This is a genomic window from Methanolobus zinderi (assembly GCF_013388255.1).
Lineage (GTDB): Archaea > Halobacteriota > Methanosarcinia > Methanosarcinales > Methanosarcinaceae > Methanolobus > Methanolobus zinderi.
On the sequence record NZ_CP058215.1, the window covers coordinates 2594773 to 2620441 of the forward strand.

The following is a 25669-nucleotide window of genomic DNA, read 5'->3' on the forward strand; positions in this document are numbered from 1 at the left end:
GGCCAGGATGGTTTTTCTTTTTTGATGCATTTCAGATTAGTGATAGAAAATTCCAGTGAGAGAATAAGAATTAAGCATCGTGCTCCAGGCTTATGACACAAATCAAAGGATTCTACTCAGGAGTTTCTGTTTAGGTACTGTGCTATGTACTTTGCAAATTCATCGAAATCCTCCAGCCTTTCTGTCAGGAACATATGAAGGATATCGATATTCACTTCTTCATACATATGAACAAGAACATTCCTGAATCCTGCTGCCTGGGCGAATTCTTTTGCAAAATCCTCGGGAATTATCCCATTCCTCCCCAATATTAGAAATACACTTCTGTAAATCTCAGGCCTTTCGAATCCTTCTCTGGAAATTATCATCTCGCCGATGTCTATCGCACTTTCAATTGCTAGCTGGAAGTTACGCTCAACAGCACTACGAAGCTCGTAATTATCCTCAAGCTCGGAGCTGTCTGCATCCACGGATCCAAGATAGCTGACACACTTCTGCATGAAATCAAGTTTCCTTTGTATTCTGTCCCCGTAGTGCATTATGCCAGCCCCTTTTCCAGAATCCTTTCCAGTCTGTGCCGGTTCATGCGGTCCTCGTAATATTTCCAGTCAAGGTACACGGACATGATACTCTGCTCTACATCCACCTTCAGATCACTGTCCCTTTCAAACACCAGAACATTGGGCCGGATTATCTCAAAGCTGAGTACCGGAGGTGTATCGTTGAGCACTTGCAGGTCGATCCTATCGGTTCTGAGAAGATCACATAAACCTGCAATCTGTTCAAGACGCTTTTTGTTCCTCTGGACTTTCGTCAGCCCGCGGGACAGGTAAATGCCTATGTCAATGTCACTCAAAGCGGTGGATTTACCCTCTGCCACCGAGCCAAAAAGATAGGCAAGCTCAACACATTCCTCTTTACTGAAAAACTCTCTGAGGATAGGCAGGAGTTGTTCTTTTGACGGAATCGGGGTTTTTGAATCCATGGGCATCGATGCTTTGAGGTTTTTAAATATTTTGTATGTGCCAATGAGCAATTAAGATTTGTCCCTCCAAGAGAAGGAACAACGTAACCATCCGCCGAAGGCGGCACATTCCTTCACAATGTACTGAAGACCATTGCATTTATTTCAGCAGGATTTCCACAGAGTGTGGTCAATGTAAATTTTTGAGATATACGTGGCTTCCTTTTGTTCCACTACCAAGAAACTAGGTTTCACCCGGATTTCGATGAACTTCTGGCAGGAAATTACTGATAGTCCATGCAATAAAAAATATTCCTTTTGAACTTTAGTGAACAGTAGCTTGCATTAATGTCCCTCCACTAGTTCAGCAGCAAAGGGTCGTGCCGCCTGCGGCGGGTGGTTGTGTGCTATCAGTTCTCCAATCGTTCTTACAGTAAATAAGTGATCAAATAGCTCCTACGCCTTTTCCAGCACCGCCGCCCTGTCAGGAAAACGCCCCGGCCTGTCCGCAACCCTAAGCCCGGCATCGCCGGCTATCCTGAGGCTCTCCTCGAATTCCCTTTTGGAAACATGGAAGGGCGGCTCCTCCATGTATATGCGGCCACCGTCTTTGAGCACGGATACCAGTTCACTGAAGAACGATTCCTTGTCCGGCAGCTCATGTACCACATAGAAGAGGAAGACAAGATCAAAGCTTCCGGATACGCCAATCCTGTCCTCGGTGCACTGATGCAGCTCGACGTTCTGCTCGATCTCAGACCCCCGGATCTTTTCCCTTATCTGCTCAAGCATGCCTTCCTGCAGGTCAACGGCCACCACCTTACCGCTGTTGCCGACCATCCAGGCCAGATCAAGGGTAAAGAAACCCGGACCGCAGCCAACCTCCAGCACATCCATACCCTCCCTGACATAAGGGGCAAGTATCTTCTGCGGATTCTGCAGCCATTTCCTGATTCTGTTATCAAGGCTGCCGGATAGTTGTACGGGACACACATGGGTATTTCTTGAAGTCATTGCTACACGCTCCACTAAATTAGGTTACATTTTAGAATATTGTTTATTGTAGAGATATCATCTAAAAGTAGATTAATTTGCCGAAAAAGATCTGTTGTGGAAAGGTGGGGGGACTACATAAAATATAGGTGTTTGTGGTCACCCTACAACAAGTCTTGAGGTCTCTCTTAATAAGTGAGCAGGCATTGGATATTTTAGTCTCCATACGAAGTTAATCGGTTTTTCGCCTTCATGACTCACATATTCCGCTGGCCCCAAGAAATAATAGGGTTGAGCTAAAGAATTGACACTTTTGTTTATTCTCACAAAAAGAAGGATTGTATGACCCATACCTTTGTGGTTAATATATCTCTGTCCGGTTTTAGAATCAATCCTGGTTGATGCTTGACTTTGCCAATGGAAGAGATTTTCATTAATTGCATAGTCATTGTACATCGTAGTTGGAGAATAGTCTTTTTCATTCTTGTTTAATGTAATGAAAAACACATCTGTCTTTTTGTCTTTGATGTATAATACTCCAGTCTGTATAGTATGGTTTTTTTGCAAATCAAAATATCCAAGTCCAGCAAGTGCTTCTGCTTGCGTGTATTTAGAATGTAACCTTAGAGATGAAATATATGGCAAAGTTATTTCTGGAGAAATATTTCTTATGATACTCTTTTTGTGTTCTAACAACATGATAATTTCATCATAGATTGTAGAATTATCTACTAACTTAGAAAAAGCATTTTTTAAAGAGGAGAACTTTTCCTTATTCCAGATAGTTAGAACAAACATTGTCAAATAGTATCTTTCTTTTTCCGAGAGATTACCCTCATCTATATTTTTGCCAATTAGACAGCTGATGACACAATCAATGTAGCTGCTATCATCGATATGTTGAATTCTTCTTAGACCGCTAGTTAATTGTTTTTCATCAGGTTCATTGAAATCATCAATGATTTCAGCTTCTGCCAGTGCTCTTGACCAGCACATTTTTTTGTAGATATCATCAAGGTCGAAATTATAGTAATTTATGAAATTTTCAAAAGACAATTCCATTCCTGTGTCAGCAACAAAGCTAGAAATTCTATTCACGATTGTTTGTCGTCTTAGATTGAGAACTTGACTAATATTATCTAATATGTATTCCTTAGATTTTCTCTCCAATTCTATACTGCAACCAGCAGGCAAATGTGGGAATCCTTGCTCTACTTCAAAAGCGATATCTTGACCTATATTTTCAATCAATGCTTTGAACTTCAAATCAAATCTATAGTTTTTGTTCGCTTGTCCCACAAAATCCAATACCGTTAAACAGTCTTTATCATCGCTTAGCCTAAGTCCACGTCCTAATTGTTGAAGGAATACTGTTAAACTTTCTGTTGGACGCAAAAAAAGAACGGTGTCAATCTCAGGAATGTCAACTCCTTCATTGTACAAGTCTACAACAAAAATGAAGTTAATCTCTTTGTTTAGCAATTTATTCTGAACAGAGTTTCTTACATCTTTGCTGGAATCTGAAGTTAAATATTCACTTGCAATACCGTATTTGTTGAATATTTCAGACATGTATTCTGCATGTGCTTTTGAAACGCAGAAACCTAAACCTTTGACGTTTCTGATATCCAAAACAGTCTGTACCGTTTTTTCACAAATCATTTTTGCACGATGGTCATCTGATACATATCGATCGCTGAGTTCACTTTGAACATAACCTCCACGCTGCCATTTCAACTTGGAATAATCAACACTATCAGTAATACCAAAATATTGGAAAGGACAAAGCAACTTTCTGTCTATTGCATCTGGCAAGCGAATTTCAGCAGTTATGTGATTATCAAAGAACTTCTTAACATCTAAATTATCAGCACGTTCTGGAGTTGCAGTTAAACCTAACAGACAGCTTGGATTTACGTGATCTAAAAATGATTTATAACTAGGTGCTGCTGCGTGATGAAACTCGTCTACTACAATATAATCGAAATATTCAGAATCTAAAAGGCCGTGAATTTCTTTAGAGTTATATGTTTGAATTGATGCAAATATTTGTCCCGTAGTTGCAGGAATATTTCCACCAACCATCATATCCCCATAATTATGATCTCTTAGAACCATTCGAAATATGTATAGAGATTGCTTTAATATCTCTTCTCTATGTGCTATGAACAATAGACGTGGCTCTCTTTTGTGGGTTTCAAAAAACTCCTTCCTGAATTTCTTGAAATCAAAAGCTGCAATCATTGTTTTACCCGTGCCTGTTGCAGCCACTATTAAGTGTTTGTTTCTATGCAGTTGACGTTCAGCCCATATTGATTCGAGTATTTCTTTTTGGAATGGATATGGCGTTAAATCAAAATTAGGCATCAAGAAATCTGTATTGTTTTCATATTTTTCTGCTTGCAACGCCTTTATCAATCTAGACTTGTCATCTTTTTTATAAGTCTCAAATTCCCTATCGTTCCAATAGGTATCAAAGGTGGCTTTAATTTTAGCCCATTGAAAAGACTGCTCATACTGACTAATTTTTATATTCCATTCTAATCCGTCAGTCAATGCTGCATTAGAAATATTAGAAGAACCAATATATGCCGAAGAAAAACCAGTTTGTCTTTCAAACAAATAGGCTTTCGCATGCAATCTCGTCCTTCTACTATCATAACTCACCTTTAAAGTCGTGTTTGGCAAACTTTCTAGAAACTCAATAGCTTTTGCATCGGTTGCGCCCATGTAACTAGTTGTTATAATCCTTAATTCCGTTCCATTTCGTGAAGTGAACTCCTTTAGTTCTTCCTGAAGTATTCTGATACCGCTCCATTTTATGAAAGAACAAAGAATATCCACTCTATCAGACGACAAAATCTCTTTTTTAAGTTGAGAAACTAATGAAGGGTCTTGCCTTGTGCCTGTAAGCAATGTACCTAGGGAAAGTGGAGTATCAGGACGCGAGAAATCAAAACTTAAATTTTCATCAAACACTGCCATGAGTTTTTCAGCAGATTCTGAGATGTCTAAACCTTGGGTTTCGATACCATAATTATTCAAAACATCTACTATTGCATTGCATATTTCAATCTGCTTATCGATCTTTGTTTTCCCGTTCTTATCGCCTTTAATCTCAGATAAAACATGAGAAAGAACTCGATACATATATTGTGCTAAGTAGTCATTGCTATCGGCATCATTAAGTCGAGATAAATGTTTATGCTTATCATCGATGTCGAACAAGTCTTTGGAAAGGAACTCATTTACAATATGTTCATACAATCCTGATTTCATAGCATTCACACTTTTAACCAAAATTTGAAAGAAGTATTAAATTAAGAATATATTAAGAAATTGCTATTTGGAATAAATAACTTATTCAAAATAGCTTCATTCCCAAATCCTAATATACACTCCACAACAATTTACACTCCCAGGAGAAAACACCCATGAAAGTATCCATAATAGGCTCCGGCTACGTAGGCTCGGTCTCTGCCGCCTGCTTTGCCGAACTTGGCCATGAGGTCATCTGTATCGATATCGATGAGAAGAAAGTGGAAATGATCAACTCCGGCAGGGCGCCCATCTGGGAGGAGGGGCTTGACGACCTGCTGGAGAAGTATTCACAGAAGACGCTCATTGCAACATCCGATTATGACTATGCGGTGCAGAACTCGGATGCGTCCTTTATCTGCGTTGGCACGCCATCGGGAGAGGACGGGAGTATCGACCTCTCCATCGTGAAGGCTGCGAGTGCCAGTCTCGGAAAGGCCATCGCAAAGAAGGACCACTACCATGTGGTCGTGGTGAAGAGTACTGTCGTGCCCGAGACCACCGAGAAGGTCGTGCTGCCGATCGTGGAGGAGCACTCCGGCAAGAAGGCAGGCAGGGACTTCGGGATCGTGATGAACCCGGAATTCCTCAGGGAAGGCAAGGCCGTGTATGACTTCATGCACCCTGACAAGATCGTGGTGGGCGCCATTGACGAGAGGTCGGGCTTTGTGATCTCCGAGCTCTACCGCGGGCTGGACTGTGAGATCACGCACACAAATCCCAGGACCGCCGAGATGATCAAGTACGTCAACAACTCATTCCTGGCAACCAAGATATCATTTTCCAACGAGATCGGCAATATCTGCAAGCAGCTCGGCATCGATACCTACGAGGTCATGGATGCCGTAGGCACAGACTTCAGGATCGAGCGCAGCTTCCTCAACTCAGGTGCCGGATTCGGCGGATCCTGTTTCCCCAAGGATGTGAAGGCCATAATCGGCAAGGCCAACGAGATAGGATATAAGCCACAGCTACTGGAATCTGTTGTTGGTGTCAACGACCGCCAGCCCCTGAAAATGGTGGAACTTTTGCAGGGAAAACTGGGCGAGCTCAAGAACAAAAGAATAGCCGTGCTCGGGCTGGCCTTCAAGAACGATACAGACGACATCCGGGAATCACGCTCAATTCCGGTTATTGCGGAACTCCTGCGACAGGAAGCCGATATTGCTGCATATGATCCCATGGCAGAGGAGAACATGCGGAAGATCTTTCCCGATATCACTTATTGCGAATACTCATCCGAGGCCCTCGAAGAGGCCGAAGGATGCCTGATAATGACAGAATGGGTTGAGTTCGGGAAACTGGACAAAGAGTTCGAACTCATGACAAAGAAGGTGGTCATCGACGGCAGGAAGATGATAGAGCCGGAAAAGCTCAGTACTGATATCGACTACGAGGGCATCTGCTGGTAAGTAATCATGGAAGAGATATTCATACTCGAAGTCGGCGAGAAGAAAAAGATCAAGGGAAGCTTTTTCGGAGGTAATGTGGAAATGGTCTACTGTGGAATGTCCGGTGAGAAGACGTTCTCCATCGGCCTGCTCTTTTCAGAAGGGTATCAGGGACATGGCCTCAATCTTTTCTTTCCTGCAAGATCCACATCCATCACCCTTGATAAAAAGAAATACCACGTCCGCAACGTCACTCCAGAGAACATAACCCTTCAGGTATCTGAGTAAAAATCGAAGGGTTTTAATACAAAATATTAATTAAGTATGGATCTGTTGGCAGGCAGATTCATATGAGTGACGAAAAAAGGATCAGAGAAGACATCAATGGCAGGCTCCACTCCCTTGACCAGGGTCTGCGAAGTGTTGAAAAACGGCTGCGTGCCGTGGAGAGAAGATTGTCCGGAGGAGACGCTTCAGGAGTAGAACTGGCGGAGTATGAGGCTGAACTTGAGCGGGAACTCGAAGAGACCAGGGAAGGCATCACAGCGATCACACAGGAACTGGCGGATCTCAAAAGCAGCACCGCCACCTCTGAAGAACTCGATACGGAGTTGCAGCACCTGCGCCAGCAGGTCGCGGAACTCAGCCAGAGCCTCCAAGGGCTAAAAGAAGAGAATGCAGGGCTTAAGGATCTGTTATCCAAAGACAAAAATAAAAATACAGAGCATTCCTCAGAAGAACTGAAAACAGAGATCGCACAATTGCGCGAGCGTCTTGAAAAAACAGAGAAGCGTAACCGTATCAACATCGGCTCAATGCAGGTCCCGATGGAAATGTCAGGAATCGTCGGGGCACTGATCCTTCTGGCAACCGGCGGCCTTATCATGGCCGGGAGATGGGACATCATCCGCTCTCCCTACTTCTCCTTTGGTATCGCTTTCATCTTCGCAGTCGCCGTGCTCATGAAGTTCTATCTGGCCAACCATTCAAGAGCATAAACCCCAAGACTCTATTCCTTTCTTACCTTGACAAAAAAATCATCCGAATAATCAAGATAGCCTTCCTGCATTACTTCCACAGCTATGAAGCCCTCGCTCTTGCCAGTGGGAAGCGTGACATTTGTAAGTCTGAAGCTAAACTCCCCCGAGACGTCCGTAATCCCACCTATTACCTGTTTTCTTGCAGGGCCCCATATTATGACATTGGCGCCTCCAACAGCTGCGTCCTCCTGATCGATAACCCGCACCAGCAACTCAGGGGAATCCGTGTTAGTATCATTGATGCTGAAACTGCTGCTATTTACCGTTGCATACATGCTACCTGGGGTAAGGGGAGTGCTGAGGACCGCTGAGAGAATAGCGTACATCCCTATCATACCGATGATGGTCAGTACCACCATGCGTATCGGGAGTCCCGTGGCTGCACTGCAGTCATTTAAAAAAGAATGGTCGGACATAGTAAAAAAAAAAATATCAGAACCAGCTCATGTGGTCCTGACAACCCTCACTGCATCGGTTTTTTCGTAATCGTAGAAACCGTCTGCAGATATCGTAAGGTCCATACTTCCTTCGTTCTGGTTGGTCCCGAGGCTGATCTCATCCCCGCTGCTTGTGTTACTGGTGGTCAGCAGACAGTAGCCGTCGTCATCAGTAACACTTGTCGCAACACCACCGAGCCCGCGCAGGACCACGTTGGCATCCCTGACAGGATATCCGTCAGGATCGGTTACGGACAGTTCCACATCTATGGCAAAGGGAGAGTTTGCCGTTGCAGAACTGACAATAACAGTATTTCCGGGGCTTGTAGAAGTGCTGTTAAGGCCAACCGCATCGATCGTCACAGCCATGTTCTTGGTCGGAGGCGGAATGATAGCGATAAGTGCGGCCAGAGCCACCATACCAACCACGAGCATTACGACGATATTGATCGGAAGTTCGATTGCCGAATCATCGGCAAATATTTTTCTTATCTTTTTCAAAAAATACCACCACTTCCAAAAAAATAACATTGTATATAAATTCTATGATTTGTTTCGTCTTTTTATATTGTGATCTGAATAATAAATAATCGTTACATTCATGTACCAAAACCCTGCTTTAAATTCTCATGAAAAAGATCGTAATCATAGACTACGGACTCGGCAACCTCAGAAGTGTCCGCAAGGGACTGGAACACGCAGGTGCGAATGTCGTGATATCCAGTGATCCCGAAGAGATAATGAGTGCTGACGGGGTAATCCTGCCAGGAGTTGGCGCTTTTAAGGATGCCATGAAGAACATAAAACAAATGCTTGATACGATCAATGAGTATGTGGATTCCGGAAAGCCCATGCTCGGGATCTGCCTCGGACAGCAGATACTGATGAGCCGGTCGGAAGAAGGAGGACATTCCACAGGACTTGGCCTGATAAAAGGAGAAGTCCTCAGGTTCCCGCACACCGATCTGAAAGTACCCCACATGGGATGGAACTCCATCAGCATAGATCAGGACCATCCCCTTTTCAAGGATATACCCGATGACACTTATGTGTATTTCGTACACTCATTCTATGTGGATACGGGAAAAGGTAACACACTTGCCTCATGCGAATACGGTAAAAAGTTTGCAGCTTCCGTGGTCAATGATGCGGGCAATGTAATAGGCACCCAGTTCCATCCCGAGAAAAGCGGGGACACCGGTCTGAAAATGCTCAGAAACTTTGTTGCAATGTGCTAATAAGAGGAAAAACATGGACATCGAAGGCTACGCAAAAAGAGGGCTCAGGAATAATGATCCCGACCTCGAGGAAAAACTTGCCTCGAGGATACTGGAAGTAAAAAAGACGAGTGAAAAGCATGCCAGGGATCTTGCCAGAGCCACCATTGTGGAAGCAAAGGCTACTATAAACGTGAGAGGAGACGTACTCGAGCCGACAGTATCCGGAGTGAGCATGGGCGAGTTCGGTGTCGGATCACGTGGCATGGGAGACTTCTATACCCATGAAAAGATAGCAGAAGTGATAGGGAAGACCGAGGCCGTGGTTGACACCACCCACCTTGACGACTCGGGTGTTGTAAAAGCCGGGGAAGCAGGGGAGTATATTATATTGACAGTTGACGGCATACACTCCAGGCTGAGCGACTTTTCCTTCCTTGCAGGTTTTCACGTAGCCCGTGCAGCCCTCAGGGATGTATATGTCATGGGTGCAAGACCGATTGCCATGCTCTCGGACATCCATGTTGCGGACGACGGAGACGTTGGCAAGATCCTGGACCACATCGCAGGTATCACAGCAGTGGCAGAGCTTTCCGGGATACCGCTTATCACAGGAAGCACGCTCAGGATCGGCGGTGACATGGTAATAGGTGAGCGCATGACCGGCGGTGTCGGAGCTGTTGGAGTCACATCGGACCTCACGGCACGCGAGCAGACAAAGGCAGGGGACATGATCCTAATGACCGAGGGAGCAGGCGGCGGAACCATTTCCACGGCCGCACTCTACTACGGCATGCATGAGGTGGTGGATGAGACCATTAACATCAAGTTCCTGGAAGCATGTGAAAAACTCCTTGACTCAGGTCTTGTGGAACATATCCATGCCATGACGGATGTCACAAACGGTGGCATACGCGGTGATGCAAAGGAGATATCAAGAACCGCAGGCGTCAGGCTCGTATTCCGGGAAAAGAAGATGAGAAAACTCGTAAATCCCGTGGTACTTGAAATGCTGGAATCCCTTGAGATCGACTACCTCGGAGTCTCGCTTGATGCCCTGCTCATTATCGCACCGGAAGAGTTTGCCGATGATATAATGGAAACCATCAGGTCCGCAGGTGTTGATATCAGCATCATTGGACAGGTAGAGGAGGGCAGCGGTGCCATGATCGAGATAAACGGTGAATTGAAGGATTTCACCCCGCGTTTCAGGGAATCGGCATACACCCCCATCAAGAAGATGATAGGCGAGGAAGAACCCCGTGACTTTGAGGAGATGCAGAGGGCCATTGACAGGGCAACCCTTGAAGCAATCGCAAAAAAGAAACGGGTAATCGAAAAGGTAAGGAAGGGATAGACAGGGTCTATTCTTCCGCACTTTCAGCTTTTTCTTCTTTCACTGGCTCAACTATGAGCACCGTATCATCCTTTTCCATAATTGTTACCTTATCTCCTTTCTCTATGGACACACCTGAGCGTGCCTTCCAGTATTCCCCCCTGTGAAGCACGTAGCCTTCTGACCCCGGTTCAATGGGCCTGATCACAGTTGCAGTCTCACCCAGCAGTTCACCGAACTGAGGCTTGCGTTTTCTGACCTCTACAACTTTGTACAAAGCAAAGAGCAGGAACAAACCCACCAGAATTGTCGGCGCGACTACGGACACCAGTATAGTCCTCTGGAAATCGGCAGGGGTGTAGTTCCTCGGGAAATCCGTAGGTGCTAGCAGCACACTGCCGGCTATGATGCATACAAGGCCTGCAATTCCGAATATTCCTATTCCGGGAGCCTGCAATTCCAGCACGATCAGTCCAATACCCACCAGTATCAGGAAAACAGCCCCTATGTTCACATCAAAGCCCGTCCCGATCAGACCAAGAGCAATAGCCACGATTCCGAAGAGTTCTGCTCCGAACCCCGGATTCGATATCCCCAGTATTACCGCATATATACCTAGCAGCAGCAGCAACGACGAGACTATGGGATTGGATATTATGTTCATGAAGGCGAGTCTGAGAGGAGTATCATAGTATACGATCGTGGCACCCTCTGTTTCAAGCACTCTGCCCTTTATCTCCTCACCATCAACCTGCACAAGCAGATCCTCAACAGAAGGGGACACATACTCTATAACATCATATTCAAGGGCGGTTTCAGCATCAAGGTTCAGGTTCTCTGTAATGAACTCGGCTGCTGCGGTCTGGTTCCTGCCATGCTTTTTGGCACTCTCGGTTGTACGGGTCACTATGGCATTGATGACCTTGGAATCGTTTACCGGCTCCGAGCCCCCAGTCGTCACTGTCACGGGCTGTGCAGAACCAATGACCGTAAAGGGAGCCATGGCGGCGATATCCGTACTGATAAGAATCAGCGTTCCGGCAGACCATGCCTGGGTGCCTTCAGGATAAACATATCCTATCACAGGTACGTCGGTAACTCCTATCTGCTCAATGATGTTGAGGGTTTCATCGAGACCTCCTCCCGGAGTATTAAGGGTTATCACGAGAGCTTCATAGTCTTCGTTCTCTGCAAAGGCAATCGCATCGGCGATAATGTCATCGGTGACCGGTGTGATCGAATCGGATATCTCAAGTACCAGCACCCTCCGCTCGTCCTGAGCCGATACAATACCCGGTGCAATGGATGAGATCAGGATAAAAATTAAAAAAAGGATAATACAGAACCTTTGCAGGAATCTCATATTACTCCTTTGACAAATCTTGCTTTGAGAATGCCTTCGACATGGCTGCTATCTCTGCCGTATTGGTGGAATTTGAGACCACTATCAGATTCCTTTCCCTGGAGATCTCTGCAAGTGTCTGCAATTCCCTGAGCTTTATCGTCACAGGCACCTGTTCATACAACTTGGCGGCATCCTTCATCTTCTCTGCGGCAATGAACTCACCGTCCGCAAGGATGATACGGGCACGCTTCTCACGTTCTGCCTCGGCCTGCTTTGCAATCGCACGCAGCATAGTCTCGTCGATGCTCACATCCCTGATGGTCACGTTGGTAACCTTGATACCCCACGGATCAGTGGAAGCATCCAATAGTTCCTGAATCTGCAGGTTAATCTCCTCTCTTTTGGACAGGACATCGTCAAGCTCGATCTGTCCGATGACATCACGTAGCGTTGTCTGGGACAGGGTCGATGTGGCATACCTGTAGTTCTCAACCTCATTGACGGCCTTTGAAGGCTCTATCACCTTATAATAGATAACAGCATCAACTGCAACGGTTACGTTGTCCTTGGTGATCACCACCTGTTTGGGGACATCTATGGTAACCACACGAAGGTCCACCTTCTCCACCGTATCGATGACAGGGATGATGAAGAACAGACCCGGACCTTTCACCCCGCTCAACCGACCTAAACGGAAGATAACAACACGTTCGTATTCCTTTACTATCTGTATCGCCTTGGACAGAATAACAAATGCGAAAACCGCAATAATAATAGTTATAAGTTCAACTTCGACCAATTATAACACACACCTTACTATAATATCGATATTTAAAAGAAAGGCTCAGTGAATTAAAAACACATCGGTCAAAACTTGAAAACGTTTTCAGAAGAGATATAGGAGATGGGCCTGAGATATTACTTGAGGGGAATGTACACGAAAGCATGATAGCAAAATTGTTATCATTGGATCAATAACCTTCAGGCCCAGCAAATTATAGAACTCCTTTATTGTTTATTAATGTGATTGATTTTGATGTTGATAATTTCAAACCACCAACAGGAAAACGGCTTCAGCAAATAGGAAGGGCTTTCCCTGCATATAAATAAATTAATAAACCAAGCAAAGACATAAATCCAACGTGCTACATTTAGGACTTGATATAATGAGCGAAAAATGTCAGGAGTGCGACGGGAAAGGTTACAGGGTCGTCGGCTCAAATAAATGTCCCGAGTGCAAAGGAGCGGGAAAATCAAAATCCATTGATCTTATGAAGCTTTCCGAGAAAGACGTGGACAGCTTTCTCAAAAACGGTTCGGACTGCAACCGCTGTGGCGGATCAGGTGAGATTGAAACAAGAGAAGACTGTACAGTGTGTTCCGGAAAAGGTGCATTTTATAAGTGTAAGATATGCGGGAATGCAATAGCAGACCTGTATAACGGAGAAGAGGTATGTGCAGGCTGTGCTAAAAAGCAGATAGTATACAAGATAGATGATTCCTGCGACATCAATGAGATGGAAGTAGGAAAATATTATCATTCAACAGTCAGGAACCTGGCGGACTTCGGAGTTTTCGTAGACCTGAACTCCAGTCTCAGGGGACTCATCCATTCCAGCAACCTGAAAGAGGAACTCAAAGTCGGTGAGCCGGTGATCGTAGGGGTCAAGGAGATCAGACCGAAAGGCAAACTGGACCTTGTACCTGTGAAGATAAAAGAATACCAGACTGTAGAGCTGGAAAAAGGCCTTCCTCTTAAGCTTGCATCCGAGGCGTCAGATCTTGTGGGAATGAATGTTAGGATGGAAGGAGAAGTAATACAGGTCAAGCAAACCGCGGGTCCGACGATCTTCACCATAGCCGATGAGAGCGGACAGATATCCGCCGCTGCCTTTGAGAGTGCAGGGGAGAGAGCTTACCCACATATCGGCTCGGATATGATAGTCTCCGCCACAGGTGAGATCACCTCCCGTGGCGATAGCGTTCAGCTTGAGATCAGAAGTCTTAAGAAAGTGAGTGGTGCAAAGGAAGACGAGATATTAAAGCGTATAGAGGCTGCCCTTGACAGAAGAGCTGAGCCTTACACTGTTGATTTCATGGTGGAGAGCGAGGTTCTTGAGAAGCTCAGGCCAGCCATGATGAAGGTTGCCAAGGAGATACGCAAGGCGGTGATCAAGTCAATACCCATACTGCTCCGACACCATGCTGATGCCGACGGAATGACCGCTGCCCTGGCGATCGAGAAGGCTATATTACCATTGATACGCGAGGTCAATGGCCAGGACGGAGAGTACTATTTCTACAAGAGAGCTCCTTCCAAGGCACCATTCTACGAGACCACAGATGTTGTGCGTGACATCAGTTTCGCACTTGAGGACATGGCACGTCACGGCCAGAAGATGCCACTTGTTGTCAGCGTGGATAACGGCTCAACCCTTGAGGACGTGCCTGCCATGAGACAGGCAAGGGTATACGGTATTGAAATGATAGTCGTGGATCACCATCATCCGGATGAGGAAGTCGATGAATTCCTCAAAGCACATGTGAATCCCGCACACGTCGGCGGTGACTTCGGTATGACAGCAGGAATGCTGTGCACTGAGGTCGCACGTATGATCAATCCGGATGTAGAGGACCTTATCAAGCATCTTCCAGCGGTTGCGGCAGTAGGAGACCGTTCCGAAGCGGAAGAAGCAAAGGATTACATAGACATGGTCTCTGACAGATACTCCCTGCAGGACCTGAAGGATATGGCACTTGCACTTGATTTTGAAGCATACTGGCTCAAGTTCAACAATGGTAAGGGAATACTTGATGATATCCTCGATTTCGGTGACACAAAGGTACACAAAAATCTTGTGAAACTGTTATGCGAGCAGGCAAACGAGATGATCGACGAACAGATAGACGTCTGCATGGCCCATGTCAAGACACAGACACTTGCAAACGGAGCACTCCTGAATGTGCTTGATGTGGAAAACTATGCCCACAAGTTCACATTCCCGCCACCGGGCAAGACATCGGGAGAAGTCCATGACCGCCTCTGCAAAAGATTCGAAGGCAAGCCAGTGATAACACTTGGTTTTGGTCCGGACTTTGCAGTGATACGTTCCAGAGGTGTGAGGATGAACATCCCGAAGATGGTAAAGGAACTCCACGAGGAAGTAAAAGGCGGAGGAGTCAACGGAGGAGGACACCTTGTGGTAGGCAGTATCAAATTCGTTGAAGGAATGCGTACCGAAGTACTGTCCAAGCTTGCAGAAAAAGTAGGAGCCGTAGAAGTGGATTAACACTTCTACACTTTAAATTTTAATTTCAATAACTGATTCTCAGTCAACCCTTACTATACGTACCAGTGAGTTCACAGGTACATCGGATATTGTCTCCGAGCCGCTCTTGTCAACAAGGACCGCAACCGCAATTGGCTTTGCACCGGCGCTTCTCAGGTGCTTGATCACGTCTTTCATTGTGCTTCCGGTTGTGATGACATCATCCACAATGATACAGCTCTTGCCATCGATACCTGCAAAGTTCCTGCTGAAGGCGCCCCTGTTCTGAGTTTCATCATTCTGTTCGTTATATGCATGATAGACGGAAAGTCCGAGTTCCAGCTCATCTGCCATAAGGCTTGCAAGCGGAACACCACTCAGGCCAATACCCACAATCAGGTCTGCTTCCACATCTGTTTTGCTCATAGTATCAACTACCATGTCACAGAGGGCGATACCTATATGGCGGAGCCTGAAAGCACTTTTCCCTATGTTGCTCCAGTTTACTGAAATGTCCTTGGGAGCAGGAGGGACCTCTTCCTTCCTGGAACGGGTCAAAAGCCATGTAACCGTATCTCTGGAAACATTCAGTTCATCTGCGATCTGCCTGGTAACAAGCCCGTTCGCCTGCAACTCCTCGGCTTTCTGGATCAATTTATCAATATTCTTCATGTGAACCCCGCTAAGATAAGATAAGATTCATTAGTTCCTAATACATGTGAAAGATGTTATATTTTTCTTTTACGCCTTTTTTTCAGGGTGCAGCCGCAGACCGGACAGACATCTCCCTTATCAAAGCGCCTGTGACATCCGGTGCATTCCTTCTGCCACTGGAGTACGTCGCGTATCTTTTTCTGGGCCACAGGCATAACCTCAATACCCAGCACATGTGCCACGTTCTGCACTGCATAATCATCCGTGAGCAGCACGGCGTCATCTTTGTACTCGAGTGCCTTGGAAAGTATATCTATATCCGTTGAAGACAGTTCCTCGACATCCCGCGTCCCTTCGGCTATTTCAAGCACCTTTTTGCGTATGAGAGGATCTGGTAATTCCACCCTGGTGCCTCCTTCGCGGGCAAGTTCGAACCTCAGGGAAGCCTCGGAACTTCTGAGCTCCTCAACAACGGAGCTGACCGTTATGATCGTTCCCGGGTCGATATCCTTCCCCATTATAAAGACTGCTGAGTCGGCTATATAGTGAACCATCATCCCTGATAATGCGTCCGACCCTGATTAACTCTTTGGAAGTATCTTATTCCAGGACAATAAAACGAACCGGTCTCGAGAAACATAAACAAATATATAGATTTCAATGCCAGATTATATATATTTACTGCATATAATAATACATGGTTATAATGAACAGATTATCCACAGGTATATCCAGATTTGATAAAAAATTACAGGGCGGCTACCCGGAAGGAGAATCAATCCTCATAACCGGGGAACCCGGTACCGGTAAGACCATCATGGGAATCCAGTTTTTGCACCAGGCATGTTCTCAAGGCAAGAAGTGTATGATGATAGCCACAGAGGAAACACCTGAAAAGATACTGCTCCACGCTAAATTGCTGGGGTTTGATCTGAAACCCTTCTTTGAAAGCAATCTGTTATTGATAATGCGCATACTGGAAATGAGGGCTTCCTATACCGGAATATCATCCGAGAGTTTAGGTGATACAAGCATGCACATGGAAGATCTTACAAACCTCACCCACCTGATAGCGGATGATGTCGAGGCAGTGGTTATCGACAACATAGGTACCTTTTCAATAGGAGACGAGGTTCGCCTGTTCAGGGATAAGCTTGAAACAATAGCATATTTCCTCTCATCACAGAAGATCACATCATTGCTGATGATAGACGGAACTGCCCATGAGCTCACCCACAGGATAGCCGAGTATTCCACCTATGGGACCATAAGACTGCTGACAAAGGAAAATCCCTATACGGGAAAAATGGAGCGCTTCATGCATATACCCAAGATGAGAGGAACGAAGATCTCACTGGATCCCATTGTTTATGATATCAGCGACGAAGGTATCAAATTATCCACATCTCAGGGCAAAAAAGATTAAGCATTATTGCCGATACTTCTCTAAAGTAAGCAGGTATGTAACATGGACATCGAAAAAGCCAGGGATATTATTGTTGATTTTATCAGGGAAAGAACAAAAGAAGCAGGAGTAAAGGGAGCTGTTGTCGGGATCAGCGGAGGGATCGATTCGGCCCTGACAGCATACCTCACAGTGGAGGCCCTTGGAAAGGAAAATGTGCTGGGGATCCATCTGCCCGAACTCAAGCTCACGCCTGCAGAAGATGTCCTGGATGCTACCGAGATAGCCGAACGCCTTGGGATCGAGTTCAAGACCATTGATATTTCAGGGCCTCTGGTATCCTACATGGAAGCCATACCTGACAGCGGACAATCCTTCAATCATGCCAACGGTAATCTAAAGGCAAGGATACGTATGTCAATACTCTATTACTACGCCAATATCATGGGAAGGATGGTAATGGGTACAGGTAATAAGACCGAGATACTGCTTGGCTACTTCACAAAGTACGGTGACGGAGGAGTTGACCTGGAACCAATTGGCGATCTCTACAAAACAGAAGTAAGAGAGATGGCAAACATGGTGGGAGTGCCTGCGGATATCATCGACAAAGCCCCATCCGCCGGACTCTGGGAAGGACAGACCGACGAGGACGAACTTGGTATCAGTTACGAACTTGTTGACAGGTTCCTGGGGCTCCTGCTTGAAGGAGAAAGTCCGCAGATGGCACAGAACACCTTGGGACTGACAGCCCAGCAAAGGGATTCCGTGGTCTCAAGGATCCACACGAACCTGCATAAACAGAAAGCTCCACCTGCTGCAGACCTGGATTCACTGAGAGGATCCTACATCACAGTATAATTTCAATATATAGCTTCACCTTGCAGGAAAAAGTGTATTCTCCGAATCTGTAAACCTCACAAGGGGTTTTGCAAGGTGTCTTCTGGCGCAGGGCGGTACTTCATAGAACCCCGCTTCTATGTTTCTCTCCCGGCGGACGGTTTCAGCTTCGTTTGCGCTTGTTCCGCATTTTTTACAGCGGTATCCCTGATCCGCACCTGCGGATTTCATCCTCTTGCCACAGGAAGGGCATCCGGGATTTCTTTTTTCCAGTTTCTCCGCAAGTGAGAGTACCTTCATCTTCTCGATGTTCAGAGTATTGTCCATAACACTGCCGTAAACAACAACCCGGTCACCGGGAAGCAGTTCACGTACTACATCCCTGAAATTCTTTGTCGGCTCAAAGGCCGCACAATCAATGCTCTGTCCAGAATCATCTTTCAATACGAAGATGGAATGTCCGCCCTGAATAGTATCTGCAGCATTCTCAACTGTTCCTTCCAGAATATATGAGTGCATTGCTTCCACACCATCTACCCCTGCTGCCCGGACAAGGTGCATATCTGTTCCCTGATTTGTTTTATAAATACATGAGCGCTCAATATCCTCGGAACGGACCATTTGCGCTGCCTTTTTCACCGCATGTTTACTATTTCCCCTGATACCGTAAAGTACAGGGTCAGGGGATCGGGGCACACAAACCACAACATTGTTCTCCCTGTCCACAGAGTCCCATGTTTCCGGATATGTGCAATCGTCGGCCTCGTACAGGGATCCGGAATCAACAGAGCGCCTGCTGCCCCAGACTTCCTTTTTCCTGTATGCAAGATACTCATAGGTGTGATCCCATCCGGGATTGAGCATTGCCCCGCAGGCTGCAAGCGCACCTATCAGGCCTCTTCCGTTCTTAAAAGCCCTGAACTTGAGAGAAAGTTTGTCTGCAAGGTCCTTTGCCTCGTCTATACCGATAACATCCCTTACAGCCCGTCTGAAAAAGCTGCGAAGTTCCTTTTTGACCACTTCAAAATCGCTCTCAAGTACAAAAACAACGCCCGGATTTGTGTTCTCACATTCCATTATGGAAAGAGATTCGATTCTTGATACCACATGATCGATCACCTTCCCGGGGTTCCGGCATCTCACACAGATAGCAACCGAAGCGTTTCCTCTGGTCTTATAGGGAATCGTGGGGTTCAGACGTATGAGCAGGGGGTCGCCTACATGCTCTCCGAATGCCGATATCTCATCTGCAAGCAGAGCTCCTAGATATGTTGTGCACATACCTTCCCTGGAATCCGTGTCATCTATTCCGATAACCATTTTTATCGTATCGCGGGTCATTGGGTCACCAGCAAATAATCGTGATTGTAACTAATGGTCCCGCATGACAAGAAACGATTAATAAGTGTCGGTTGGCTTCATTACAGGCAGAATTACCTCGACCTGTGTACCGGTATCAGGTTCGCTTTCCAGCCTTATGGTACCTCCATGACCTTCAACGATACTCTTACAGAGATATAGTCCGACCCCGTTTCCACCATATTTGCGGGTCATCGAACCGTCCACCTGATAGAAGCGTCTGAAAAGATCCGGCATCCGCTCTTTAGGAATACCGATGCCCGTATCCTTGAAAACTACATGCAGACAGCCATTTTTAGGATAAGCTGAGACCGTGATCTCCCCGGAGACCGGGGTGAATTTAACGGCATTTTCCAGAAGGTGAGAGAATACCATTTCAATATAGTTAAGGTTACCAAGCACAAAGGGCAGAGAAGCCGGGAAATTCCTTTTAATTTCAGGCAGACTGTCACCCTGGAAGAGATTGGTCTCATATAACACTTTTTCCAGAACATCGCTGACATGGATAACATCAATGTCGTATTGTATATTGCCGGACTGCACATTCTGCATACATAGCAGGGAGTCGATCCTTTTGTGCAGCTTTTCGGCACTCATGACTATGTTGCCCACACTCTTGCTCTGGCTATTGTTCAGAGAACCAAGCTGTCCTTCATGGAGCAGTTCTGCATAACCTTTTATGGATATCAGTGGTGTTTTGAGTTCATGGGTGAGGTTTGAGAGGAACTCGTTCTTCATGATGTCAAGAGACTCAAGTTCCTTGTTCTTCCTTGCCAGTTCCTCTGCATATTCCCTGAACTTATCATCATCCCGTTTTTTCTTAACGATGTTCCACATGCCTTTCATGAGCAGGGTTATCTGCCGGACATCAGAACTGTCATAGTCGCCTTCCTTATTGCCGACACCTGCAATTACAACTATATTGTCATTATCGAATACTGGTACCCCAAGATGGCTGCTGATGCTCACATGGCCTTCAGGGTAGCCTTTCTTCAGGGGATGGTCGGCTGAGAAGTCATTTATTATGATGGGCTTTCGCTGACGTATCGGCTCACCCCATATCCCCGTATCAGCCACCCTGTACTCTATGGGTCTGTCCTTGATCTCACACGTTTGCATGGCATTTCTGGACCAGGAATGCATTGTTATAATTGATTCATCCTCACTGAGAAAACCAATATAACCGATCTTGCTCCGGGTAAGTTTCACAGCTTCCTCCAGGGCAAAGAGAGTGATCTCACGGATATTTGAGTCAATCATATTATTAAGTTCCAGCAACGCTTCCAGCCGGGACTCATCCAGGAAAAGGGCCTTTTCAGCTTCTTTTTTAGAGGTCACATCGTTGAAGATAAGCATCCCCTGGTCGCCATCGGTTTTAGTAAAATGGAACTCTATATTCTTTACAGAACCATCTTTGCAGCTTACCTTCCATTCGGATCTGCATAACTTTTCGCCACGTATGACCGATCTGCAGGAATCCATCCATGATGAATAGACCTCCTTCCTGTATTCCTCATCAGGATAGGCAAGCTCCCACCATTTTTCCATAGTGGGGATGTCCTCATCTGTGTATCCGAAGGTTTCAGTGAATTTTTTGTTGAAATATACAGGATCTGCTTTCTGATCAATAAGAGCAATGGAAAAGGGAAAGTTTTCGACAGCTTTTCTGAAACGTGTTTCGTTCTCCTGCAGGGTCAGGTTATGCTCATATATCATTTTTGAGCTAAGAACACCCAGAATGAGCATAATAAGCAGGAAAGAAGAGCGGACATAGATCTCATGGCCCGGTACATCCAATAACAGCAGATTGCTGAAATTGTTATCGTAGAAGAAAAGATAATCAACAATGGAATCGAATACCCAGAAAAGCAGGCCCATGAGCAGGAAAAGTGAAATGGTCTTTGAGAATATCTTTTTCCTTCCGGATGTTTTTAGATCCAATATGACACCTTTTCCTGAAAATATTTGATAACTTTTTAAGACAGAGTGTGCATGTGAGAAAATATGATAGTGGTTTTACGCTTTTTTTGTATATACACTATTACTTTTAAACAATGTATAAATAAATTTTTGCGTGGAGAACATGTCTAAATATAAGTCAGAAAGTGTCTGGGTTAAATATCCCCGGTATATAATAGATATATTTATATAGACCTGCAAACGAAGGCTATTTCGTAATGACGAAAGAAATTCTAATACATCAGATCGTTGATGTATTAAAACAGGCAGGATTCATCGTTTCAAAACGCTGTAACATAAGACCCAGAAGTTTTGACCTGGCGGCCAGGAATGCTGAAACACTTCTTTTCTGTAAGGTATTATACAATATTGACGGCCTCAATGAAGAAACCGCAAAGGAGATGAGATGTCTTGCAAGATACCTTGGAGGCTCCGCACTGCTTGTCGGAGCAAAGACCCGGGATCAGCTGCTGGAAGACAGCGTTGTCTATATGCGCTATGACATACCTGCAGTCAATTTACAGACCTTTTATGATTATTTTGTAGAGAATATACCGCCTCTTGTATCCGCTTCGCCCGGAGGGCTCTATGTATCCATTGACGGGGATGTGCTAAAAGAAGCACGCCAGAAGGTTTCTATGTCACTGGGATCACTTGCCTCAGAGCTCGGAGTCTCACGCAGGACTATCAGCAAATATGAAGATGGCAACATGGATGCTTCAATTGACATCGTCCTGCACCTTGAAGAGATACTTGATGTGGCACTGGCGCAATCCATTGATCTGCTGCAACGCTTTGATAAGCATGGAAGGATTGAGATCGCACCGGAAGAGATTGTTGAAAAACATATTATTGAAAAGCAGACACCTGATGATGGAATACTGAACATGCTCCACATGCTTGGTTATCAGGTTATGTCTACCAGCCAGGCACCCTTTAAGGCCATCTCAAGGGATACATGTGACACATTGCTCACAGGAATCAGTAACTATAGCAGTGCAATGATAAAGCGTGCGGATCTTATGAGCAGCATATCCTGTGTGACGATGACAAAATCAGTCTTTATTATCAACGGCAAGATCAAGACTCAGACTGTCGAGAACACAGTACTTATCGAGAAAAGGGAACTTGATCAGCTGGCCGGAACAGAGGAGCTTGCAGAGCTTATCGATGAGAGGACGAAGAAGCCCAGCGTGAAAGATATAAAAGTCTGATCTTTTTTTATCGGAAGAGGTAATTTCCAAAACCCTAATATATGGAAATCCCTTAAGGAGTAGCAATGACTACCAAGATAGCAGTGCTTGTTTCAGGAAGGGGCTCCAATCTGCAGTCTGTGATAGACAATATAGAAAGCGGTTATATCCGGGACGCAGAAATTAAGGTCGTTATCAGCGACGTCGGAGATGCCTATGCTCTTGAACGAGCCCGCAAACACGGGATTCCTGCTGTTTTTACGGATCCTTTATCTTTTGAGAACAAGCCGGCCTTTGAGCTGGAAATATTGAAGACCCTTAAGGAGCACAATATCGATCTGATCCTTCTTGCAGGCTATATGCGCATTGTAGGAAAGGAGATAATCAGCGCCTATCCGAACAGGATCATAAATATCCATCCTGCACTGCTTCCGGCATTTAAGGGACTGCATGCACAGCAGCAGGCTTTCAAATACGGTGTAAAGGTATCGGGATGTACTGTTCATTTTGTTGATGAGGGTATGGATACAGGACCGATAATCATTCAGAAATGCGTACCTGTCCTTGAAGACGATACCGCTGACACCCTTGCGGCACGTATCCTTGAACAGGAACACAAGATATTTCCCGAGGCTGTGAAGCTTTTTGCTGAGGGTAAGCTTAAAGTGGAAGGCAGGATTGTAGTACACACATAATTTACATTCATATACCCAGGAATTTATTATTACGGATCTAACGGTTGATTAAAATGTCTTATATCTCGGAAGTTGACCCAGAGATCGCCGAGGCTCTCAAGCTTGAGGCGAACCGTCAGGATTACAAATTGAACCTGATAGCATCAGAGAACTATGCAAGCCGGGCAGTAATGGAAGCACAGGGCTCTGTGATGACGAATAAATACGCTGAAGGATATTCAGGAAAACGCTACTACGGCGGATGCGAATACGTCGATATTGCAGAGGATCTTGCCATTGAGAGGGCAAAGGAAATCTTCGGTGCAGAGCATGTGAACGTCCAGCCACATTCCGGTTCCGGTGCCAATATGGCATGTTACTTCTCAGTTCTCAAGCCCGGAGATACCATCATGTCAATGGACCTCTCACACGGAGGGCACCTCTCACACGGAAGTCCCGTGAACTTTGCAGGACAGCTCTATAATATAGTACCATATGGTGTTGACAGGGAAACCGAAGCTCTTGATTACGACGCACTCATGGAGACTGCAAAGGTGAACAAGCCCCGGATGATAGTCTGTGGAGCTTCAGCATATTCAAGAACACTGGATTTCAAGGCATTCAGGGAAATAGCCGATGAGGTTGGAGCATACCTGCTTGCGGATATTGCACACATAGCAGGACTTGTTGCCGCCGGAGCACATCCAAGTCCTGTCCCTTACGCTGATTTTGTCACAACCACGACCCACAAGACCCTCAGGGGCCCCAGGGGTGGAATGGTGATGTGTAAAGAGGAGTATGCAAAGAACCTGAACAAGTCAGTTTTCCCCGGAATCCAGGGCGGACCGCTTATGCATGTCATCGCGGCTAAGGCTGTTGCATTCAAGGAAGCCATGGGAGAGAAGTTCAAAGCAGACCAGCATCAGACAGTAAAGAATGCGAATGTTCTGGCAAAAGAGCTTCAGGAAAAGGATTTCGATATAGTCTCAGGCGGAACGGACAACCATGTCATGCTCCTGAACCTGAACAAATTCGATATTACCGGCAAAGATGCAGAGGCTGCAATGAGTAAGGCAGGCATCGTGCTCAACAAGAATACCATTCCTTTCGAAACAAGAAGTCCGTTCATCACAAGCGGTATCAGGATCGGTACACCTGCGGCAACCACCAGGGGAATGAAAGAAGAGCAGATGAAGGAGATTGCAGGGTACATCAGTGATGTCATCAATAATCTCGACAAAGATACTGTCCTTCACAGCATAAACTCCGACGTGGAGCAACTCTGCAGCGGATTCCCCATATATAAATAATTGAAAGGCAATCCTGTATAGGGAATATAACAGGGGTTTGCATATGGCAGAAGAGAACTACGATTCCAGGAAGATAGACGGCAGAAGCCTGGCAAGGAAGGTAGAGGAACAGGTCGAAAAGGGAATAGACCAGCTCCAGGCAGAAGAGGGTATAGTACCCGGACTTGCAACAATACTCGTAGGTGCTGATCCGGCATCAAAGATGTACGTGCGCCTGAAGCACAAAGCATGCGAGAGGGTCGGCATACATGCGGAGGACCACGAGATGCCCGAGTACACCACCCAGGAACAGCTCATGCAGCGCATCTGGGAACTTAATGAAAGGGAGGACATACACGGAATCCTTCTACAGCTACCTCTCCCCGAGTGCCTGGATGAGAAAGCTGCCATGCTTGCAATCGATCCTGCCAAGGATGCCGACGGCTTCCATCCTTATAATATGGGAAAACTCCTGATAGGAGAAGAAGGACTCGTACCCTGCACACCTAAAGGAGTGATCAGGGCTCTGGAAGAATATGATGTTGAGGTACAGGGAAAACATGCAGTTATTGTGGGACACAGCAATGTCGTTGGAAAACCAATGGCTGCAATGCTGGTCAACAGGAACGCAACTGTTTCCGTATGTCATGTGTACACCGACGACCTGAAGAAGTATACCCTAGATGCTGATATCCTTGTTGTGGGTACAGGTGTCAAACACCTCATAAAAGCCGATATGGTGAAAGAAGGTGCGGTTATTTTTGATGTAGGGATCACCGAGGAGAACGGCAAGGTCTACGGAGATGTCGATTACGATAATGTGGTCAAAAAAGCCTCCCTCATTACTCCGGTCCCCGGAGGAGTTGGGCCAATGACTATCGCAATCCTCATGGAACACGTGCTCATGGCAGCAAGGAATTTTGCTGAAACACACTAATATTTATTTAAAAATGCTGTTTTTTATACTGAATTGATTCAGGGCTGAA

The 25669-nt window shown here is 45.7% G+C and carries 24 protein-coding genes; 12 read left to right on the plus strand and 12 right to left on the minus strand.

All coding sequences use genetic code 11. From position 1 onward, the window contains the following. Positions 1 to 116 precede the first annotated feature (116 nt). The 4 genes from hepT to HWN40_RS12900 all read right to left on the minus strand — a co-directional run bounded on the left by hepT (position 117) and on the right by HWN40_RS12900 (position 5236). On the minus strand, positions 117 to 539 hold the full coding sequence (gene hepT / locus HWN40_RS12885) for a type VII toxin-antitoxin system HepT family RNase toxin (protein WP_176966108.1): 423 nt from the start codon (positions 537 to 539) through the stop codon (positions 117 to 119). Then, the gene (mntA, locus tag HWN40_RS12890; protein WP_176966109.1) at positions 539 to 985 is read right to left on the minus strand and encodes a type VII toxin-antitoxin system MntA family adenylyltransferase antitoxin; all 447 of its coding nucleotides are present in this window, start codon (positions 983 to 985) and stop codon (positions 539 to 541) included. The genes hepT and mntA overlap by 1 nt, the downstream gene beginning before the upstream one ends. Before the next feature lie 435 nt (positions 986 to 1420). Then, positions 1421 to 1978 carry a class I SAM-dependent methyltransferase gene (locus HWN40_RS12895; protein WP_176966110.1) on the minus strand — a complete coding sequence of 186 codons (558 nt, stop codon included), beginning with the start codon at positions 1976 to 1978 and terminating at the stop codon, positions 1421 to 1423. A gap of 138 nt (positions 1979 to 2116) precedes the next feature. Continuing rightward, a complete protein-coding gene (locus HWN40_RS12900; RefSeq protein WP_176966111.1) occupies positions 2117 to 5236 on the minus strand; it encodes a DEAD/DEAH box helicase in 3120 nt (1039 codons plus the stop codon). Between the two features lie 155 nt (positions 5237 to 5391). On the opposite strand from HWN40_RS12900, the gene HWN40_RS12905 reads away from it, so the two are divergent. The 3 genes from HWN40_RS12905 to HWN40_RS12915 all read left to right on the plus strand — a co-directional run bounded on the left by HWN40_RS12905 (position 5392) and on the right by HWN40_RS12915 (position 7664). Then, on the plus strand, positions 5392 to 6687 hold the full coding sequence (locus tag HWN40_RS12905) for a UDP-glucose dehydrogenase family protein (RefSeq protein ID WP_176966112.1): 1296 nt from the start codon (positions 5392 to 5394) through the stop codon (positions 6685 to 6687). A 6-nt stretch (positions 6688 to 6693) separates the two neighbouring features. Next, positions 6694 to 6954: a hypothetical protein gene (locus HWN40_RS12910; protein ID WP_176966113.1), complete on the plus strand. Its 261-nt coding sequence runs from the start codon at positions 6694 to 6696 to the stop codon at positions 6952 to 6954. Between the two features lie 62 nt (positions 6955 to 7016). Further along, a complete protein-coding gene (locus HWN40_RS12915) occupies positions 7017 to 7664 on the plus strand; it encodes a hypothetical protein (RefSeq protein ID WP_176966114.1) in 648 nt (215 codons plus the stop codon). A gap of 11 nt (positions 7665 to 7675) precedes the next feature. Here HWN40_RS12915 and HWN40_RS12920 read toward each other — a convergent pair whose 3' ends face one another. Further along, positions 7676 to 8122 carry a peptidase associated/transthyretin-like domain-containing protein gene (locus HWN40_RS12920; protein WP_176966115.1) on the minus strand — a complete coding sequence of 149 codons (447 nt, stop codon included), beginning with the start codon at positions 8120 to 8122 and terminating at the stop codon, positions 7676 to 7678. A gap of 27 nt (positions 8123 to 8149) precedes the next feature. Then, positions 8150 to 8644: a peptidase associated/transthyretin-like domain-containing protein gene (locus HWN40_RS12925; RefSeq protein WP_246275928.1), complete on the minus strand. Its 495-nt coding sequence runs from the start codon at positions 8642 to 8644 to the stop codon at positions 8150 to 8152. 128 nt (positions 8645 to 8772) lie between these two features. Between HWN40_RS12925 and hisH the strand changes: the two genes are divergently transcribed. Continuing rightward, positions 8773 to 9381, plus strand: a complete 609-nt coding sequence (gene hisH, locus HWN40_RS12930; RefSeq protein WP_176966117.1) for an imidazole glycerol phosphate synthase subunit HisH — start codon at positions 8773 to 8775, stop codon at positions 9379 to 9381. A 13-nt stretch (positions 9382 to 9394) separates the two neighbouring features. Next, a complete protein-coding gene (locus HWN40_RS12935) occupies positions 9395 to 10717 on the plus strand; it encodes an AIR synthase-related protein (RefSeq protein ID WP_176966118.1) in 1323 nt (440 codons plus the stop codon). 7 nt (positions 10718 to 10724) lie between these two features. Here the strand turns inward: HWN40_RS12935 and HWN40_RS12940 are convergent, their stop codons facing one another. Continuing rightward, positions 10725 to 12059, minus strand: coding sequence for an NfeD family protein (locus HWN40_RS12940; protein ID WP_176966119.1), 1335 nt, complete (start codon positions 12057 to 12059; stop codon positions 10725 to 10727). Position 12060: 1 nt separating this feature from the next. Next, positions 12061 to 12840: a slipin family protein gene (locus tag HWN40_RS12945; RefSeq protein ID WP_176966120.1), complete on the minus strand. Its 780-nt coding sequence runs from the start codon at positions 12838 to 12840 to the stop codon at positions 12061 to 12063. A gap of 367 nt (positions 12841 to 13207) precedes the next feature. Here HWN40_RS12945 and HWN40_RS12950 point away from each other — a divergent pair, with 367 nt between their 5' ends. Continuing rightward, positions 13208 to 15331, plus strand: a complete 2124-nt coding sequence (locus HWN40_RS12950) for a DHH family phosphoesterase (protein WP_176966121.1) — start codon at positions 13208 to 13210, stop codon at positions 15329 to 15331. A 39-nt stretch (positions 15332 to 15370) separates the two neighbouring features. On the opposite strand, the gene HWN40_RS12955 is transcribed toward HWN40_RS12950, so the two are convergent. Together HWN40_RS12955 and HWN40_RS12960 are read right to left on the minus strand one after the other, a co-directional pair. Further along, positions 15371 to 15982, minus strand: a complete 612-nt coding sequence (locus tag HWN40_RS12955; RefSeq protein WP_176966122.1) for an orotate phosphoribosyltransferase-like protein — start codon at positions 15980 to 15982, stop codon at positions 15371 to 15373. Positions 15983 to 16038: 56 nt separating this feature from the next. Next, complete coding sequence (locus HWN40_RS12960; RefSeq protein ID WP_425487358.1) at positions 16039 to 16521, minus strand: NOB1 family endonuclease; 483 nt, start codon at positions 16519 to 16521, stop codon at positions 16039 to 16041. A gap of 140 nt (positions 16522 to 16661) precedes the next feature. Between HWN40_RS12960 and HWN40_RS12965 the strand changes: the two genes are divergently transcribed. Both HWN40_RS12965 and HWN40_RS12970 read left to right on the plus strand, forming a co-directional pair. Beyond that, positions 16662 to 17390, plus strand: a complete 729-nt coding sequence (locus HWN40_RS12965) for an RAD55 family ATPase (RefSeq protein ID WP_246275930.1) — start codon at positions 16662 to 16664, stop codon at positions 17388 to 17390. Between the two features lie 42 nt (positions 17391 to 17432). Then, entirely contained in the window at positions 17433 to 18230 is a 798-nt protein-coding gene (locus HWN40_RS12970; RefSeq protein ID WP_176966123.1) for an NAD+ synthase, read from the plus strand. 15 nt (positions 18231 to 18245) lie between these two features. Here the strand turns inward: HWN40_RS12970 and HWN40_RS12975 are convergent, their stop codons facing one another. Then, complete coding sequence (locus HWN40_RS12975) at positions 18246 to 19550, minus strand: tRNA(Ile)(2)-agmatinylcytidine synthase (protein ID WP_246275931.1); 1305 nt, start codon at positions 19548 to 19550, stop codon at positions 18246 to 18248. 57 nt (positions 19551 to 19607) lie between these two features. Beyond that, positions 19608 to 21509, minus strand: coding sequence for a sensor histidine kinase (locus tag HWN40_RS12980; protein WP_176966124.1), 1902 nt, complete (start codon positions 21507 to 21509; stop codon positions 19608 to 19610). A gap of 236 nt (positions 21510 to 21745) precedes the next feature. On the opposite strand from HWN40_RS12980, the gene HWN40_RS12985 reads away from it, so the two are divergent. The 4 genes from HWN40_RS12985 to HWN40_RS13000 all read left to right on the plus strand — a co-directional run bounded on the left by HWN40_RS12985 (position 21746) and on the right by HWN40_RS13000 (position 25620). Beyond that, positions 21746 to 22741, plus strand: coding sequence for a transcriptional regulator (locus tag HWN40_RS12985; protein ID WP_176966125.1), 996 nt, complete (start codon positions 21746 to 21748; stop codon positions 22739 to 22741). A 65-nt stretch (positions 22742 to 22806) separates the two neighbouring features. Further along, positions 22807 to 23415 (plus strand): phosphoribosylglycinamide formyltransferase, encoded by a 609-nt coding sequence (gene purN, locus HWN40_RS12990; protein WP_176966126.1) that lies wholly within the window; start codon positions 22807 to 22809, stop codon positions 23413 to 23415. 53 nt (positions 23416 to 23468) lie between these two features. Then, positions 23469 to 24704 (plus strand): serine hydroxymethyltransferase, encoded by a 1236-nt coding sequence (gene glyA, locus HWN40_RS12995; RefSeq protein ID WP_176966127.1) that lies wholly within the window; start codon positions 23469 to 23471, stop codon positions 24702 to 24704. Between the two features lie 43 nt (positions 24705 to 24747). Next, positions 24748 to 25620, plus strand: coding sequence for a bifunctional methylenetetrahydrofolate dehydrogenase/methenyltetrahydrofolate cyclohydrolase (locus HWN40_RS13000; RefSeq protein ID WP_176966128.1), 873 nt, complete (start codon positions 24748 to 24750; stop codon positions 25618 to 25620). The last annotated feature ends 49 nt before the right edge of the window (positions 25621 to 25669 follow it).